This is a genomic window from Mycobacterium kansasii ATCC 12478 (genome assembly GCF_000157895.3).
GTDB lineage: Bacteria > Actinomycetota > Actinomycetes > Mycobacteriales > Mycobacteriaceae > Mycobacterium > Mycobacterium kansasii.
Genome location: NC_022663.1, coordinates 2267979 through 2280680, shown reverse-complemented (window position 1 = coordinate 2280680; position 12702 = coordinate 2267979). Strand labels below are relative to the sequence as shown.

13 protein-coding genes and 4 pseudogenes are annotated in these 12702 nt (G+C 66.9%); 14 read left to right on the top strand and 3 right to left on the bottom strand.

Annotation, left to right across the window (positions count from 1 at the left end):
- Positions 1–87: 87 nt before the first annotated feature.
- From lpqS to MKAN_RS09725, 5 genes and pseudogenes are all read left to right on the top strand, one after another.
- Entirely contained in the window at positions 88–504 is a 417-nt protein-coding gene (gene lpqS / locus MKAN_RS09745) for a putative copper homeostasis (lipo)protein LpqS (protein ID WP_023367761.1), read from the top strand.
- 106 nt (positions 505–610) lie between these two features.
- Entirely contained in the window at positions 611–1813 is a 1203-nt protein-coding gene (locus MKAN_RS09740) for a PLP-dependent cysteine synthase family protein (RefSeq protein WP_023367758.1), read from the top strand.
- A pseudogene (locus MKAN_RS09735) lies at positions 1813–3063 on the top strand (MDR family MFS transporter); the annotation flags it as partial. The gene MKAN_RS09740 and the pseudogene MKAN_RS09735, both read left to right, overlap by 1 nt.
- Positions 3064–3272: 209 nt before the next feature.
- Positions 3273–4100, top strand: a complete 828-nt coding sequence (locus MKAN_RS09730) for a PPE family protein (protein WP_051480830.1) — start codon at positions 3273–3275, stop codon at positions 4098–4100.
- A 79-nt stretch (positions 4101–4179) separates the two neighbouring features.
- Positions 4180–4989 (top strand): SDR family NAD(P)-dependent oxidoreductase, encoded by an 810-nt coding sequence (locus MKAN_RS09725; protein ID WP_023367752.1) that lies wholly within the window; start codon positions 4180–4182, stop codon positions 4987–4989.
- Positions 4990–5056: 67 nt separating this feature from the next.
- On the opposite strand, the pseudogene MKAN_RS32965 reads toward MKAN_RS09725, so the two are convergent.
- A pseudogene (locus tag MKAN_RS32965) lies at positions 5057–5179 on the bottom strand (response regulator transcription factor); the annotation flags it as partial.
- Positions 5180–5395: 216 nt separating this feature from the next.
- Between MKAN_RS32965 and MKAN_RS09720 the strand changes: the two are divergent.
- Positions 5396–5602 (top strand): hypothetical protein, encoded by a 207-nt coding sequence (locus MKAN_RS09720; RefSeq protein WP_023367750.1) that lies wholly within the window; start codon positions 5396–5398, stop codon positions 5600–5602.
- Positions 5599–5982, top strand: a complete 384-nt coding sequence (locus MKAN_RS09715; RefSeq protein WP_023367748.1) for a type II toxin-antitoxin system death-on-curing family toxin — start codon at positions 5599–5601, stop codon at positions 5980–5982. The genes MKAN_RS09720 and MKAN_RS09715 overlap by 4 nt, the downstream gene beginning before the upstream one ends.
- Positions 5983–5987: 5 nt before the next feature.
- Here the strand turns inward: MKAN_RS09715 and MKAN_RS32960 are convergent.
- A pseudogene (locus MKAN_RS32960) lies at positions 5988–6110 on the bottom strand (hypothetical protein); the annotation flags it as partial.
- Between MKAN_RS32960 and MKAN_RS31085 the strand changes: the two are divergent.
- Positions 6090–6342 (top strand): annotated as a pseudogene (locus MKAN_RS31085) (cytochrome P450); the annotation flags it as partial. The pseudogenes MKAN_RS32960 and MKAN_RS31085 sit on opposite strands and share 21 nt — an antisense overlap.
- Positions 6343–6757: 415 nt before the next feature.
- On the opposite strand, the gene MKAN_RS09705 reads toward MKAN_RS31085, so the two are convergent.
- Positions 6758–6964 carry a hypothetical protein gene (locus MKAN_RS09705; protein WP_023367741.1) on the bottom strand — a complete coding sequence of 69 codons (207 nt, stop codon included), beginning with the start codon at positions 6962–6964 and terminating at the stop codon, positions 6758–6760.
- 82 nt (positions 6965–7046) lie between these two features.
- On the opposite strand from MKAN_RS09705, the gene MKAN_RS09700 reads away from it, so the two are divergent.
- The 6 genes from MKAN_RS09700 (at position 7047) to MKAN_RS09675 (ending at position 12701) form a co-directional block, all read left to right on the top strand.
- A complete protein-coding gene (locus MKAN_RS09700; RefSeq protein ID WP_023367739.1) occupies positions 7047–7703 on the top strand; it encodes a TetR/AcrR family transcriptional regulator in 657 nt (218 codons plus the stop codon).
- 11 nt (positions 7704–7714) lie between these two features.
- Positions 7715–7909, top strand: a complete 195-nt coding sequence (locus tag MKAN_RS09695) for a ferredoxin (RefSeq protein ID WP_036393982.1) — start codon at positions 7715–7717, stop codon at positions 7907–7909.
- 62 nt (positions 7910–7971) lie between these two features.
- Positions 7972–9165, top strand: coding sequence for a cytochrome P450 (locus MKAN_RS09690; protein ID WP_051493554.1), 1194 nt, complete (start codon positions 7972–7974; stop codon positions 9163–9165).
- A gap of 143 nt (positions 9166–9308) precedes the next feature.
- Complete coding sequence (locus MKAN_RS09685) at positions 9309–10376, top strand: amidohydrolase family protein (protein WP_036448845.1); 1068 nt, start codon at positions 9309–9311, stop codon at positions 10374–10376.
- Complete coding sequence (locus tag MKAN_RS09680) at positions 10373–11593, top strand: M24 family metallopeptidase (RefSeq protein WP_023367731.1); 1221 nt, start codon at positions 10373–10375, stop codon at positions 11591–11593. The genes MKAN_RS09685 and MKAN_RS09680 overlap by 4 nt, the downstream gene beginning before the upstream one ends.
- On the top strand, positions 11583–12701 hold the full coding sequence (locus tag MKAN_RS09675; protein WP_023367729.1) for a M24 family metallopeptidase: 1119 nt from the start codon (positions 11583–11585) through the stop codon (positions 12699–12701). Before MKAN_RS09680 ends, MKAN_RS09675 begins: the two co-directional genes overlap by 11 nt.
- Position 12702 lies beyond the last annotated feature (1 nt).

Here is a 12702-nt window from a genome sequence, read left to right as displayed (position 1 = left end):
CGGGCCCGCGCTACTACCCTGCTAGGACATCGACCGCCGCGCAAGCCGCAATGCCGCACTTTACGTGATACCCACCGGGGGTATATAGTGGCCGACGTGAACCTTCGGCAGGCGGTGTGGACGCGGTCCGCGCGGATTGCGATCGTCCTGGTCGTGGTCGTCGCCGCGGTAGCCGCTCAATGTTGGCTGCCGCAGTTGGATCGCCAACCGGCGCATCCGAGCCACCCGCTGTCGACGGCGATGGGCAGTGAATTCGCGGTGAACATCGGTCACGCACATCTCACCGACGACTCGGCGTCACCGTGCCCCCCGCTGCAGGCCGGCGCGGTGATGCCGCGACCGGACACGCCGGCGTTCGAAGCTGCCGTGGTGGTGGTCGCCGGCGGCATCGCGAGCATGCCCACCGCTGCTGTGGTGGTCGCCGGGCGTGGACCGCCGACCCTGCCGGTTGATGTCCGCACCGGTCAAGACTTGTTGACTCGGTTCTGCCTGTCTCGTTGCTGACCGGTCAGTGTCAGGCCCTGGTGACCATTTCGCCATGGCCGATGACTGCTGACCCTTATCACCTTGCCGCACTTGATCGGCGGCTCGAGACCGAAGCGACGACACCATGAACATCAACGTGCCCGTGAAAAATCCGGCCCACCTGAACAACTCACGCGTCCTACGTCCCAACCGCCCACATCTCACCTCGGTCCGGCGGCAGAACCGGGATCGTTACCGTGTCATCCCGCAGGCTTACCAGCTCCCGCCAAGCCGTAACCGCCAGCCCGGCACCATGGTCGGCAACACGCCGGTGCTGTGGATATCGGGAAGCGCCGGGCCGGTCGGTAGCGCCGACCGTGGATTCTGGGCCAAGCTCGAAGGATTCAACCCCGGCGGCATGAAAGACCGCCCCGCCATGCACATGGTGGAACGCGCCCGCGTCCGCGGCGACCTCGCGCCCGGTGCCGCGATCATCGAATCAACCAGCGGCACATTGGGATTGGGGTTGGCACTAGCCGGCAACGCATACCGGCACCCGGTGACCCTGGTCACCGACCCGGGACTGGAACCGATCATCGCGCGCATGCTCACCGCCTACGGTTCCCGCGTCGACATGGTCACTGAGCCGCACCCGGTCGGCGGATGGCAGCAGGCCCGCAAAGATCGGGTCGCCGAGCTGCTGGCCGCCGACCCAGCCGCCTGGAATCCCAACCAGTACAGCAACCCCGACAACGTCGACGCCTACCGGCCACTGGCGCTGGAGTTGGTCGCCCAGCTCGGGAAGGTCGACGTGCTGGTTTGCTCGGTGGGCACCGGAGGCCATTCGGCGGGCGTGGCACGGGTATTGCGCGAGTTCAATCCGGACATGCGGCTGATCGGCGTCGACACCATCGGGTCGACGATCTTCGGCCAGCCCGCCACCAGCAGGCTGATGCGCGGACTGGGATCGAGCATCTATCCCCGCAACGTCGACTACGCCGCATTCAACGAGGTGCACTGGGTTGCGCCGGCCGAAGCTGTCTGGGCCTGCCGCAATCTGGCCGCCACCCACTACGCCAGCGGCGGCTGGAGTGTCGGGGCGGTTGGTCTGGTCGCCGGATGGGCCGCGCGCACCTTGCCGTCGGACACCACGATCGCCGCGGTGTTTCCCGACGGCCCCAACCGCTATTTCGACACGATCTACAACGACGAATACTGCGACGAGCACGGGCTGCTCGGCGACCGGCCAGCCACCGACCCCGACGAGATCGCCTCACCCTCGGCTGCGGTCGTTACCCGCTGGACACGCACCACCGCGGTGGTGGACCCGAGCCGGGCGGCGGCGTGATGGGATTTCTCACCCAATTCCGCAGCTTCAACCGACCCAGCCGGCTGCTGATGATCAACCAATTCGGCATCAACGTCGGCTTCTACATGCTGATGCCGTACCTGGCTGACTACCTGGCCGGTCCGCTGGGGCTGGCCGCGTGGGCGGTCGGTCTGGTGATGGGGGTGCGCAACTTCTCCCAGCAGGGCATGTTCTTCGTGGGCGGCACGCTGGCGGACCGCTTCGGCTACAAGCCGATGATCGTGGCCGGCTGTCTGATCCGTACCGGTGGATTTGGCTTGCTGGTGTTCGCACAGTCCTTGCCCACCGTGCTGATCGCCTCGGCCGCAACCGGTTTCGCCGGTGCACTATTCAACCCCGCGGTGCGCGCCTACCTTGCCGTCGACGCCGGCGACCGGAAGATCGAAGCCTTTGCGATGTTCAACATCTTCTACCAGGCGGGCATCCTGCTCGGCCCGCTGGTGGGATTGGCGTTGCTGGCATTGGACTTCCGGATGACCGTGCTGGGCGCTGCGGCAGTGTTCGCCGCGCTGACCGTGGCCCAGCTGCTGGCGCTGCCGCGGCCGTCGGCCGACCCCGAATACGAGAAGACCTCGATCCGGCGGGGCTGGTGCACTGTTGCCCGTAACCGAGCGTTCTGGTGCTTCGCCGCGGCCATGACCGGCGCCTACCTGCTGTCGTTCCAGATCTACCTGGCGCTGCCCATGCAGGCATCGGTGCTGGCGCCGCGCAACCAATCTCTTTTGGTGGCGGCAATGTTCGCGGTGTCGGGCGTGGTCGCGGTCGCCGGGCAGCTACGCATCACCCGATGGTTCGCCGCACGCTGGAGCGCCGGCCGCAGCCTGGTCGTCGGCGCCGGCATCCTGGCTGCGTCGTTCGTACCGCTCGCGGTGGTCCCGGACGTCGAACGGTTCGGCACCGCCGCAGCAGTCATGGCGTTGTTGCTGTCGGCGAGTCTGCTGGCGATTGCCTCGGCGGCGTTGTTTCCGTTCGAAATGCGGACCGTGGTGGCATTGTCGGGCGACCGGTTGGTGGCAACTCACTACGGGTTCTACAGCACCATCGTGGGAGTGGGCATCCTGCTGGGAAACCTGGGCGTCGGCTCGCTGTGGGGCACGGTGCACCGGGTGAACTCCGACGCCGTGTGGGGCGGTTTGATTCTGGTGGGACTCGCGACCGTCGCGGGGCTCTACGCGTTGGACCGATCTTCCCAAGCGGCGCCCCGCCCCGCCTCCCTTCGGGCGCTGCCCGGCTCCGACATCACGATCGACAGTAGGTCCGATAACGATCCCGTCCGAACCTCGCGCCGGCTTGTCGACGCTGCGCAGCCGGCGGTTATGAAGAGCGCCAAGGTAACTGACTTCGGGCCGCAGATCGGCCAACCCGAAGCCAGGCGGCGACCCGGAGGTGCGGCGAGGTGGATTTCGGAGCATTACCACCCGAGATCACTTCGGCGAGAATGTATGCGGGTTCTCGGTCGGAGCCGCTGCTACGGGCCGCGGCGGCCTGGGACAAACTGGCTGACGACTTGTACGGCACTGCCGCGTCCGTGGGTTCGGTCGTTTCGGCGCTGACCGACGAGGGGTGGCGGGGCTCCGCGTCGGACTCGATGGCTGCCGCGGTTGCGCCCTACCTGCGTTGGCTGACCGGCACCGCAGCCCAGGCCGAGCAGATTGCGGGCCAGGCCAGGACGGCTGCCTGCGCATTTGAGAACGCCTTCGCCGCCACCGTCGCGCCCTCGGTGATAGCCGCCAACCGGGCTCGCTTGGCCTCGTTGACCCACGCGAACGCGACCGGTCAAGACACGCCCGCTATCGCGGCCCTCGAAGCCGACTACAACGAAATGTGGGCACAGGACGCCTGCGCGATGTATCGCTACGCTAACGCTTCGGCGTCGGCCGCGACCCTGACGCCGTTGGCGCCACCCACACCGGGTGAGAGCGCGCCCGGCTTCCTGGCGTGCGACGACGACGCCGGCACGCTCGACATGTTGGCCCAGACGATGGCCCAGGTGCCTGCGGCGCTGCGTAGCCTCGGGCGGCCGGTGCAACCCGTGTCTGTCGCCTCGACGATCGCGGACATGATGCGGCTCAAGCACTTCCCGTCGCCGGTGAGCGCCTTCGTGTCGGCGATCAGCTCACCGTCGGCCGCGATGGCGACCACGACGCCCGGAGCGTCACGGTCGGCGGTATCGGCGGCCTGGGGTCGCGCGGTAGTGGTCGGCACGTTGGCGGTGCCGCGTGGTTGGGGAGCGGCGGCCATCGCCTCGGTGAGGTCGATTGCGTGAGCTCGGCCCGCGACCGGTTCCCGCTGCCGCGTAAATCAACTGCTTGACTTAAGGCGGTGCGCGTCGATTAACTCGTCGTGTGGTCAACGAACTGGCCGGCAAAGTCGCTGTCGTCACCGGTGGGGCGTCGGGTATCGGCCGTGCCACGGTTGAGCGGTTCGTGACCGAGGGTGCGCGGGTGGTCATCGCCGACGTCGACGAGGACGCCGGCCGAGCGCTGGCCAGCGCGCTAGGGCCGGATACGTTGTTCCGGCGCACCGACGTCTCCGATCCCGAACAGGTCGAGGCGATGGTGGCAACCACGGTCGACACCTTCGGCGGCTTGGACATCATGGTGAACAACGCGGGCGTTTCCGGAACCATGCACCGGCGATTCCTCGACGACGACTTGGCCGACTTCCACCGGGTCATGGCTGTCAACGTCCTGGGGGTCATGGCGGGCACCCGCGATGCCGCCCGGCACATGGCCGCCCACGGCGGCGGATCCATTGTCAACATGACGTCCATCGGCGGGATCCAGGCCGGCGGCGGCGTGATGACTTATCGCGCGTCGAAAGCTGCGGTCATCCAGTTCACCAAATCCGCGGCAATCGAGTTGGCGCACTATGAAATTCGGGTCAACGCCATCGCGCCGGGCAACATACCCACGCCGTTACTCGCGACGTCGGCGGCGGGTATGGATCGAGAGCGCATCGAGCAGTACGAGGCGGCGATTCGACAGACGATGCGGGACGACCGTCCACTGAAGCGGGAGGGTACACCGGAGGACATCGCGGAAGCGGCATTGTATTTCGCCAGCGAGCGGTCCCGCTATGTCACCGGAACCGTGCTGCCGGTGGACGGCGGGACGGTGGCCGGTAAGGCGATCCGGTCCCAGCGCCGAACGTGAAGCCACTGCGAACTTTTCGCGGAATTGTCGCGTTCATTACACGTTGGGCGACGCGGCGACGGCGGCCCTAGTCTTGACGGGCCGCTTCTTGGGCGAGTTGCACCCGGGAGGTCACGCCGAGCTTGGTGTAGACGTGGGTGAGATGTGATTGCACGGTCCGCGGTGAAACGAAAAGCCGGCTGGCGATGTCGTTTCCGCCACTGATGCTTCATAGCCGGCGTCGTAGATCTTGAACCGCACCAACCCCATTCGCTCCCGCATCGCCGCTGCGGCGGCGAAGAGCCGCGCGGCTTCGCGGGTGGCTTATCACTCGAGTCGCTGAGGGCCGGGTTCATGTTCTGCCCGTCTGTCATCGACAAGTTTGTTGTGCCCTGGAGCCCTGGTATCAATCAGGTATCATGCCGTCATGGGGATGACGCTACGCACGAGTGCTGAGCAGACGGAAGCGCTGCGCAGGCAGGCGATCGCGGAGGGACGGTCGATGCAGGCCGTCGCATTGTCGGCCATCGACGAATACATCGCGCGGCGCACGCACAAGGCGAAGGTTGCCGTGGCTCTGCAGCGCGTGGTGCGGGAGGAGGCCGGGGTCCTGCGACGTCTTAAGGACGCATGACCGAGTACCTGGATCTCGACGATCTGCTCGACATTGCCCGTGAGGCTGTCGGTTCGGGTGTCGTGGTCGGGGATTACGGCTTGCTTGAATCAGCTCTCGCACGCCCTTGCGCGTCGGTGTTCGGTGACGATGCCTACCCGAGTCTGCACCTCAAGGCCGCCGCGCTGCTGCACTCCCTGGCGCGTAACCACGCGCTGGTAGATGGAAACAAGCGACTGGCGTGGACGGCCTGCCGGACTTTCCTCGCCATCAACGGCCAGTGGATTAGTGCCCCCGAGGATGACCGCTTCGAATTCGTCATCCAGGTCGCGACCGGCGCAGTGCCCGATCTTGCCAAGATGGCCGAACAACTACGCGCATGGAGCTACGACGAGGGCTGAGTCAACCGTGGCGGCACTGCATCGGCTTCACCCGACGCGCCGACCTTCTCCAGCGCGTACTGGCGCACCGTTTCCAGCAAGCGGTAACGCGTTCGGCCGCCGGTGTTTTCGGCGACCACGATTGTCTGGACATCACCCGGCAGGGGCCGGCGCCGATGCTGACCTTCGGCGGTGGTGTGCACTACTGCCTGGGCGTGCCTGGGTGCGCATCTGGCCAGAGTCGAACTCGCCGAAGCGCTGGTAGCCGTGACCCGGCTGATGCCGCACGCGCGCCGCAGCGGACCCGTCACGTGGAAGCCCATCGCGGGAATCAGCGGCCCGACAGCGCTGCCCGTCGAATTCGACGCCCGACCCGTGTGACGGGTGGCCAAGCCGGGCGCGGGGACGAGGACCGCGAGGAATCGAGGACCTCGATCCGGCAATTCGGCCCGTGCGCACGGGCGAGCCGAGCGTCCAGCGTGAGCAGCGTCGCGTCGAACGCCTCCGCCAGTGCCACGTAGAACGCGTCCCATCCGCGAACCGAGGTGCGCAGTTGCCATGCTCGCTCCAGCAGCCAGCGATGCCCGAATCGTTCGCCGGGCCAGTCCCGTAGATCGGCGAGGGCTTGGGCGGCGCCGTGCTGTCCATCCGCCCGCGGAGGTGTTGAGCGCGGATCACCCCCATCACCTCGACGTCGATCACGTGCGGCGCCACCTGGTCGGTGTCGGAACCCGGGCGGGTCGCGATCTCGCCGGCCCGCGGTGTGTCCGCGACGACCTCGAACAGGCAGGACGCGTCAACGACCACCATGGGGCCACTCGCCGCGCCACTCGTCCAGCGTCGCCAGCACCTCGGCCGAGGATATCTCCGAGGGCCGCCACCCGGTACGTGCCAGCCAGTGGGTGACCGACGGCCGCGCCGCCAGCCGGGCGGCCTCCCGGCGCAGCAACTCGGGCACCGTAATGCCCTCTGCGGCGGCGCGCCGCGCCAAAGCCGCGTACATGCAGATATGCGCCGGAGCCGAGCCGGGCCGGTCTAAATCAAGCGCTTGACTTAACTGCCGGGCGGGCGGTTCACTGGACGGCATGACCAGTCTCGGGAGGGCCGTGCGTAGCGAGCGCGCCAGCTCCACGCAGGAGGCGATCCTGGCGGCCGCCGAGCGGCTGTTCGCCGAACACGGCATGTTCGCGGTGTCCAACCGGCAGGTCAGCGAGGCCGCCGGACAGGGCAACAACGCCGCGGTCGGCTATCACTTCGGCACCAAAACCGACTTGGTGCGTGCCATCGAGCAGAAGCACCGGCTGCCGGTTGAACGGCTCCGCGAGCAGATGGTGGCCGAGCTGCCGAACGCTCCGGCGATGCGCGATTGGGTCGCGTGCCTGGTGTGCCCGCTCACCGAACATCTCGAGGCTCTGGGTAATCCCACGTGGTACGCGCGGTTCGCCGCCCAGGCGATGACCGATCCCGCGTATCACAACATCGTCGTCAAGGACGCGCTGAGCTCGCCATCGCTGGTTCGGGTGATCGACGGCATCAACGGCTGCCTTCCCGATCTACCGCTCGACGTCCGCTATCAACGCAACCTCATGGCCCGGAACCTGCTGATGCATACCTGCGCTGATCTCGAACGTGCTCTGGCGACCGGAACCTCGACGCCCCGGCCTTCCTGGCGGGCTACGGCCACCGCACTCATCGACGCGATCGTGGGCCTGTGGCTGGCCCCCGTCACAGCGTGCAAGTGAAGGGCCGGCAGATGAAAGTGACTGTGGACCAAGATATTTGCGCCTCCTCCGGTAACTGCGTCATGCATGCGCCCGCGGTGTTCGACCAGCGCGACGAGGACGGTGTGGTCATCCTGCTCACTGCGCACCCGCCCGCCGAGCACGCCGAGGGCGCCCGCAAAGCCGCCGCCGCCTGCCCGGCAATGGCCATCCACATCGAGGAGTGACAGTGTCGGACACGCTTGCCAGCAGCGCCCCCGAGGCAGCGCCTGAGATCCCGGACTATCCGATGGCGCGAGCCGCGGGCTGTCCGTTCGCGCCGCCTCCGGGCGTGATGGCGCTGGCCAACGCCGGGCCGCTGTCGCGGGTGCGGATCTGGGACGGCAGCACACCGTGGCTGATCACCGGTTATGAGCAAGTGCGCGAGCTGTTTTCCGATTCGCGGGTCAGTGTCGATGACCGGCTGCCCGGATTTCCGCACTGGAACGCCGGCATGCTGTCGACCGTCCACAAACGTCCGCGATCGGTGTTCACCGCCGACGGCGAAGAACACACCCGTTTCCGGCGGATGTTGTCAAAGCCGTTCACGTTCAAAAGGGTTGAGGGTCTACGTCCGACCATCCAGCAGATCACCGACGACCACATCGACGCGATGCTGGCCGGTCCGAAGCCGGCCGATCTCGTTGCGGCACTGGCTCTGCCGGTTCCATCGCTGGTGATCAGCCAGCTGCTCGGGGTGCCCTACGAGGACGCCGGGATGTTCCAGCACCACGCCAGCGTCGGTCTGGCGCGGTATGCCACCGGCGAGGACACCGTCAAGGGTGCGATGAGCCTGCACAAGTACCTGGCGCGCCTCGTCGAGGCCAGGATGGACAGTACCTTGGGAGAAAAAGAAGACGCGGTGTCCGATCTGGCCGAACGGGTCCGGGCCGGCGAGCTCAGTGTCAAGGAGGCCGCCCAGTTGGGTACCGGCCTGCTGATCGCCGGACACGAGACCACCGCGAACATGATCGGCCTCGGTGTGCTTGCCCTGCTGGAACATCCCGAGCAGGCGGCCATATTGCGCGATGCCGAGGACCCGAAGGTCGTCGCCAACGCGGTCGAGGAGTTGCTGCGTTATCTCAGCATCATCCAAACGGGCCAGCGCCGTGTCGCCCTCGAGGACATCCACATCGCCGGCGAAACCATCCGCGCCGGTGAGGGGATCATCATCGATTTGGCGCCGGCGAACTGGGATCCGCGCGCGTTCACCGAGCCGGACCGGTTGTATCTGCATCGCTCGGGGGCCGACCGGAATGTGGCATTCGGGTACGGCAGGCATCAGTGCGTGGGCCAGCAGCTGGCCCGCGCGGAATTGCAGATCGTCTACCGAACGTTGTTGCGGCGCATCCCCACCCTCGCGCTGGCCATCCCCGTCGAAGACGTCCCGTTCAAACACGATCGGCTCGCCTACGGGGTCTACGAACTGCCGGTCACCTGGTGACCACTTCCGCCGATCCGAATGGAGGCTCCACGATGTCGGCTCAAACCAGCACAATGTCGCTCTACCCGCCCGAAGGCTTCGGCGCACCGAAGAATCGCCGCGGACACGCCGCGGGTACCGACCCCGGCCTGCCCGAAGGGACGGTGGTGTTCTCCGCCGACAACCACATCTCGCTGGCCGCGGACATTTTCTACGAGCGCTTCCCGGATGAACTGAAGGACAAGGCACCCCGCATCTGGTACGAGGACGGTGCCTATCAGGTGGGGCGCAAGGGCCAATCGTTCCTGCCGGGCGACTTCAGCGCGGTACTCATGCAATACGACGACCTGCCCGGGGCGGCAAGCACCAACATCGAGGCCCGGATCGAAGAGCTGCACGACGACGGCGTCGACAAGGAGCTGGCATTCCCCAATGCCGTCCTGGCGCTGTTTCACTATCCCGACAAGAAACTCCGCGAGCTGGCCTTCCGAATCTACAACGAGTACATCGCGGACCTGCAAGAGCGTTCGGGTGGGCACTTCTACGGCGCCGGGCTGATCAACTGGTGGGATCCGGAGGGAACGCGGCGCACCCTGGCCGAGCTGAAGCCTTTGGGGCTCAAGACGTTTCTGATGCCACTCAACCCGGGCAAGGATGACGACGGCAACCCGATCGACTATGCCAGCGACTCGATGAGCCCGGTGTGGGACGAGATCGAGGCTTCCGGTGTTCCCGTCAGCCATCACATCGGCGAAACCCCGCCGAAGAGCCCGTGTGAGTTCAACAGTGTGGTCGTCGGGATGATGATCAACATCGACGGGTTCCGGGAAACATTCTCCAAGTACATCTTCGGTGGCATCCTGGACCGGCACCCGCGGTTGCGGATCGGCTGGTTCGAAGGCGGCATCGCCTGGGTACCGTGGGCACTGCAAGACGCCGAGCACCTGGTGGCGTCCTACCGACATATGTTCAACCGGCCGCTGGAGCACGACATCCGCTATTACTGGGACCGGCACATGAGTGCCTCGTTCATGGTCGACCCGCTGGGGCTGGAGCTGATCGACCGGATCGGCATCGACAAGGTCATGTGGTCCTCGGACTACCCGCACAACGAAAGCACCTACGGCTATTCCGAGAAGTCGCTGGCGTCGGTGGTGCAAGCCGTCGGGCCGGCCGATGCAGCCCGGATCGTCAGCGGCAACATCACCGAATTCCTGGGCCTGCAACGGTGACAACGCTAGCGCAGTTGCAGATACCCGACACTCCGGACCTGACCCGGATGCGCCGGGAAACCGGTGTGCGGCTGCGAAGGGCGATGGCCGAACGCGGAATAGACGCGCTGATCCTGCTCGGCAATAGTGCCGTCGTCTACGCCACCGGAGCCAGTTGGCCACTGGGCGACGCCGGACTCTCCCACGTCGAGCGGCCGGTGGCGGTGGTACTCGCCGGCGACGAGTGGCCGCATCTGTTTCTGCCGTTTCGTGCCGGCGCCTCGCAGGAGTCGGAGTTGCCGTCCGACCACCTGCATGGACCGGTATACCTCGAATTCGACGAAGGTGTCGAGCTTTTCGCCCGGCGGCTGGCCGGCCTGACGCCCAACGGGGCGACCATAGCGGTCGACGAACTGACCGGCGCCATGTCGCGAGCCCGCAATTTGTTGTTCCCCAACGGCTCTCCCGAGGACGCCACCGCCGTCGTCGGCGCCGCAAAGGTGATCAAGACTCCGGACGAATTGGCGTGCATCCGCTCCGCGGTGCGGATCACCGACGAGGCGATGGTCGAGGTCCACCGGGCGCTGGCACCGGGCATTCGCCAAATCGATTTGTCGGCACGATTTTTACGCCGCTCCTTCGAGTTGGGTGCCACCGCCAGCATGCTTGAACCGATCTGGCAGGTGATGCCGCAGAGCAGGGCCGAGGGCGTGTGGACGACGCACGGTGATCTGGCGCTGCCGCTGCTCACCACCGAGCGGGAACTGGCCGAGGGCGACGTGTTGTGGACCGACGTGAGCATCACTTACCGGGGTTATTGTTCGGACTTCGGGCGGACCTGGATCGTCGGCCGGGACCCGGCGCCGCGCCAGCAGGCGCAGTTCGACAGATGGCGAGAGATCATGGCCGCGGTGGTGGGCGTGGCCCGCGCCGGGGCCACCGCCGCCGAGTTGAGCCGGGCCGCGACACAGGCCAACGGCGGCGTCCGGCCCTGGCTGCCGCACTTCTACCTGGGCCATGGCATCGGCGTCAACGCAGCCGAAATGCCGATGATCGGAACGGATCTCGGCGACGAGTTCGACGAAGGCTTCGTGCTGCGGCCCGGCATGGTGCTGGTCTTAGAGCCGGTGGTGTGGGAGGACGGCACCGGCGGCTACCGCGGCGAAGAGGTGCTGGTGATCACCGAGGAGGGCTCGATCCGGTTGACCGACTATCCCTATGACCCTTATGCCGACTGAGGTCCTGCCCGACGACCGGGCGTTGCGCCTGGGGCGCCGGCAACGGGCGCTGGAGCAGATGGCCGCGCACGATCTCGACGTCCTGGTTCTCGGTCGCCAGGCCAATGTCCGTTATGTCTCCGGCACACCGCAGTTGTGGGTCGCCGGGACCCGCCCGTTCGGCCCGACGTGTGTGCTGGTGCGCGCCACGGGCGCCGTTCATCTGCTCAGCACCTGGGATGAGGGTGTCCCCGACGACATCCCCCACGAGAACCTGTATGGGATCTCCTGGAATCCGCTGACCACCATTGCGGTGTTGCAGCGCATCGAGGGCGCCGCGACCGCCCGGCGGGTGGGAACCGACGCGCTGTCACCGGTTTTCGCGCGCCTGCTGCCGACGGCTTTTCCCAATGCTCAACTGGTGGACGGCGAATTGGCAATGCGTGCCGCGCGGCGGATCAAGACCGACGACGAAGTGGCCGCGTTGCGTCAGGCCATCGCGGTGGCCGAATCGGGATTGGCCGCAGCCGTAGCCGAGTTGCGGCCCGGGGTTCGCGAACAACTCTTGGCCGCGGTGCTGTTGGAAGCTCTGGCCGCCGGCGGGGTGAGCACGCCGTCGAATCAGGACGTCGCCTGGGTGACCTCGCGCGATCACCCGTGGCGCCTGGCGAGCCGTGACGGTCACGTGCACGACGGCGACTTGGTCGCCTTTTCGGCCGGAGTGCTGGCCGGCGGCTACATCGGTGAGGTGGGCCGGACCTGGCCCGCCGGCGGCGGTGCCGGCGCCACGGCTCTTTACCGGCGCTGGGAAAGCCTGTGGGACCGGCTGATTGCGGCGTGTCAACCGGATGCCGGCGCCCGCGGGCTGTTGGCGGCTTACGCCGCATCCGGAGAGCCGGACCCGCCGATGCCGGTGGCGCGGGGACTGGGCATGGGGTTCGACCCGCCGCTCATCTCCACACAGCTACCGCAGACAGCGACCGACGAACGATTGGAGCCGGGAATGGTTCTTGCCGTGACGGGGTACGTCTGGGAACCGGGGATCGGCGCGGTGTTCGGCCGTGAAGCCGTGTTGATCACCGCCGACGGACCCGAAGTGCTGACGGCCAGCCCGATGTGGCGGGCATAGT

Excerpts from the sequence above, each read along its gene's own strand:
- MKAN_RS09730 (WP_051480830.1), top strand. The coding sequence starts at position 3,273 with ATGTATGCGGGTTCTCGGTCGGAGCCGCTGCTACGGGCCGCGGCGGCC.
- MKAN_RS09705 (WP_023367741.1), bottom strand. The coding sequence starts at position 6,964 with ATGTACGCGGCTTTGGCGCGGCGCGCCGCCGCAGAGGGCATTACGGTG.
- MKAN_RS09690 (WP_051493554.1), top strand. The coding sequence starts at position 7,972 with ATGGCGCGAGCCGCGGGCTGTCCGTTCGCGCCGCCTCCGGGCGTGATG.
- MKAN_RS09740 (WP_023367758.1), top strand. The coding sequence starts at position 611 with ATGAACATCAACGTGCCCGTGAAAAATCCGGCCCACCTGAACAACTCA.
- MKAN_RS09700 (WP_023367739.1), top strand. The coding sequence starts at position 7,047 with ATGACCAGTCTCGGGAGGGCCGTGCGTAGCGAGCGCGCCAGCTCCACG.
- MKAN_RS09675 (WP_023367729.1), top strand. The coding sequence starts at position 11,583 with ATGCCGACTGAGGTCCTGCCCGACGACCGGGCGTTGCGCCTGGGGCGC.
- MKAN_RS09720 (WP_023367750.1), top strand. The coding sequence starts at position 5,396 with ATGGGGATGACGCTACGCACGAGTGCTGAGCAGACGGAAGCGCTGCGC.
- MKAN_RS09695 (WP_036393982.1), top strand. The coding sequence starts at position 7,715 with ATGAAAGTGACTGTGGACCAAGATATTTGCGCCTCCTCCGGTAACTGC.
- MKAN_RS09715 (WP_023367748.1), top strand. The coding sequence starts at position 5,599 with ATGACCGAGTACCTGGATCTCGACGATCTGCTCGACATTGCCCGTGAG.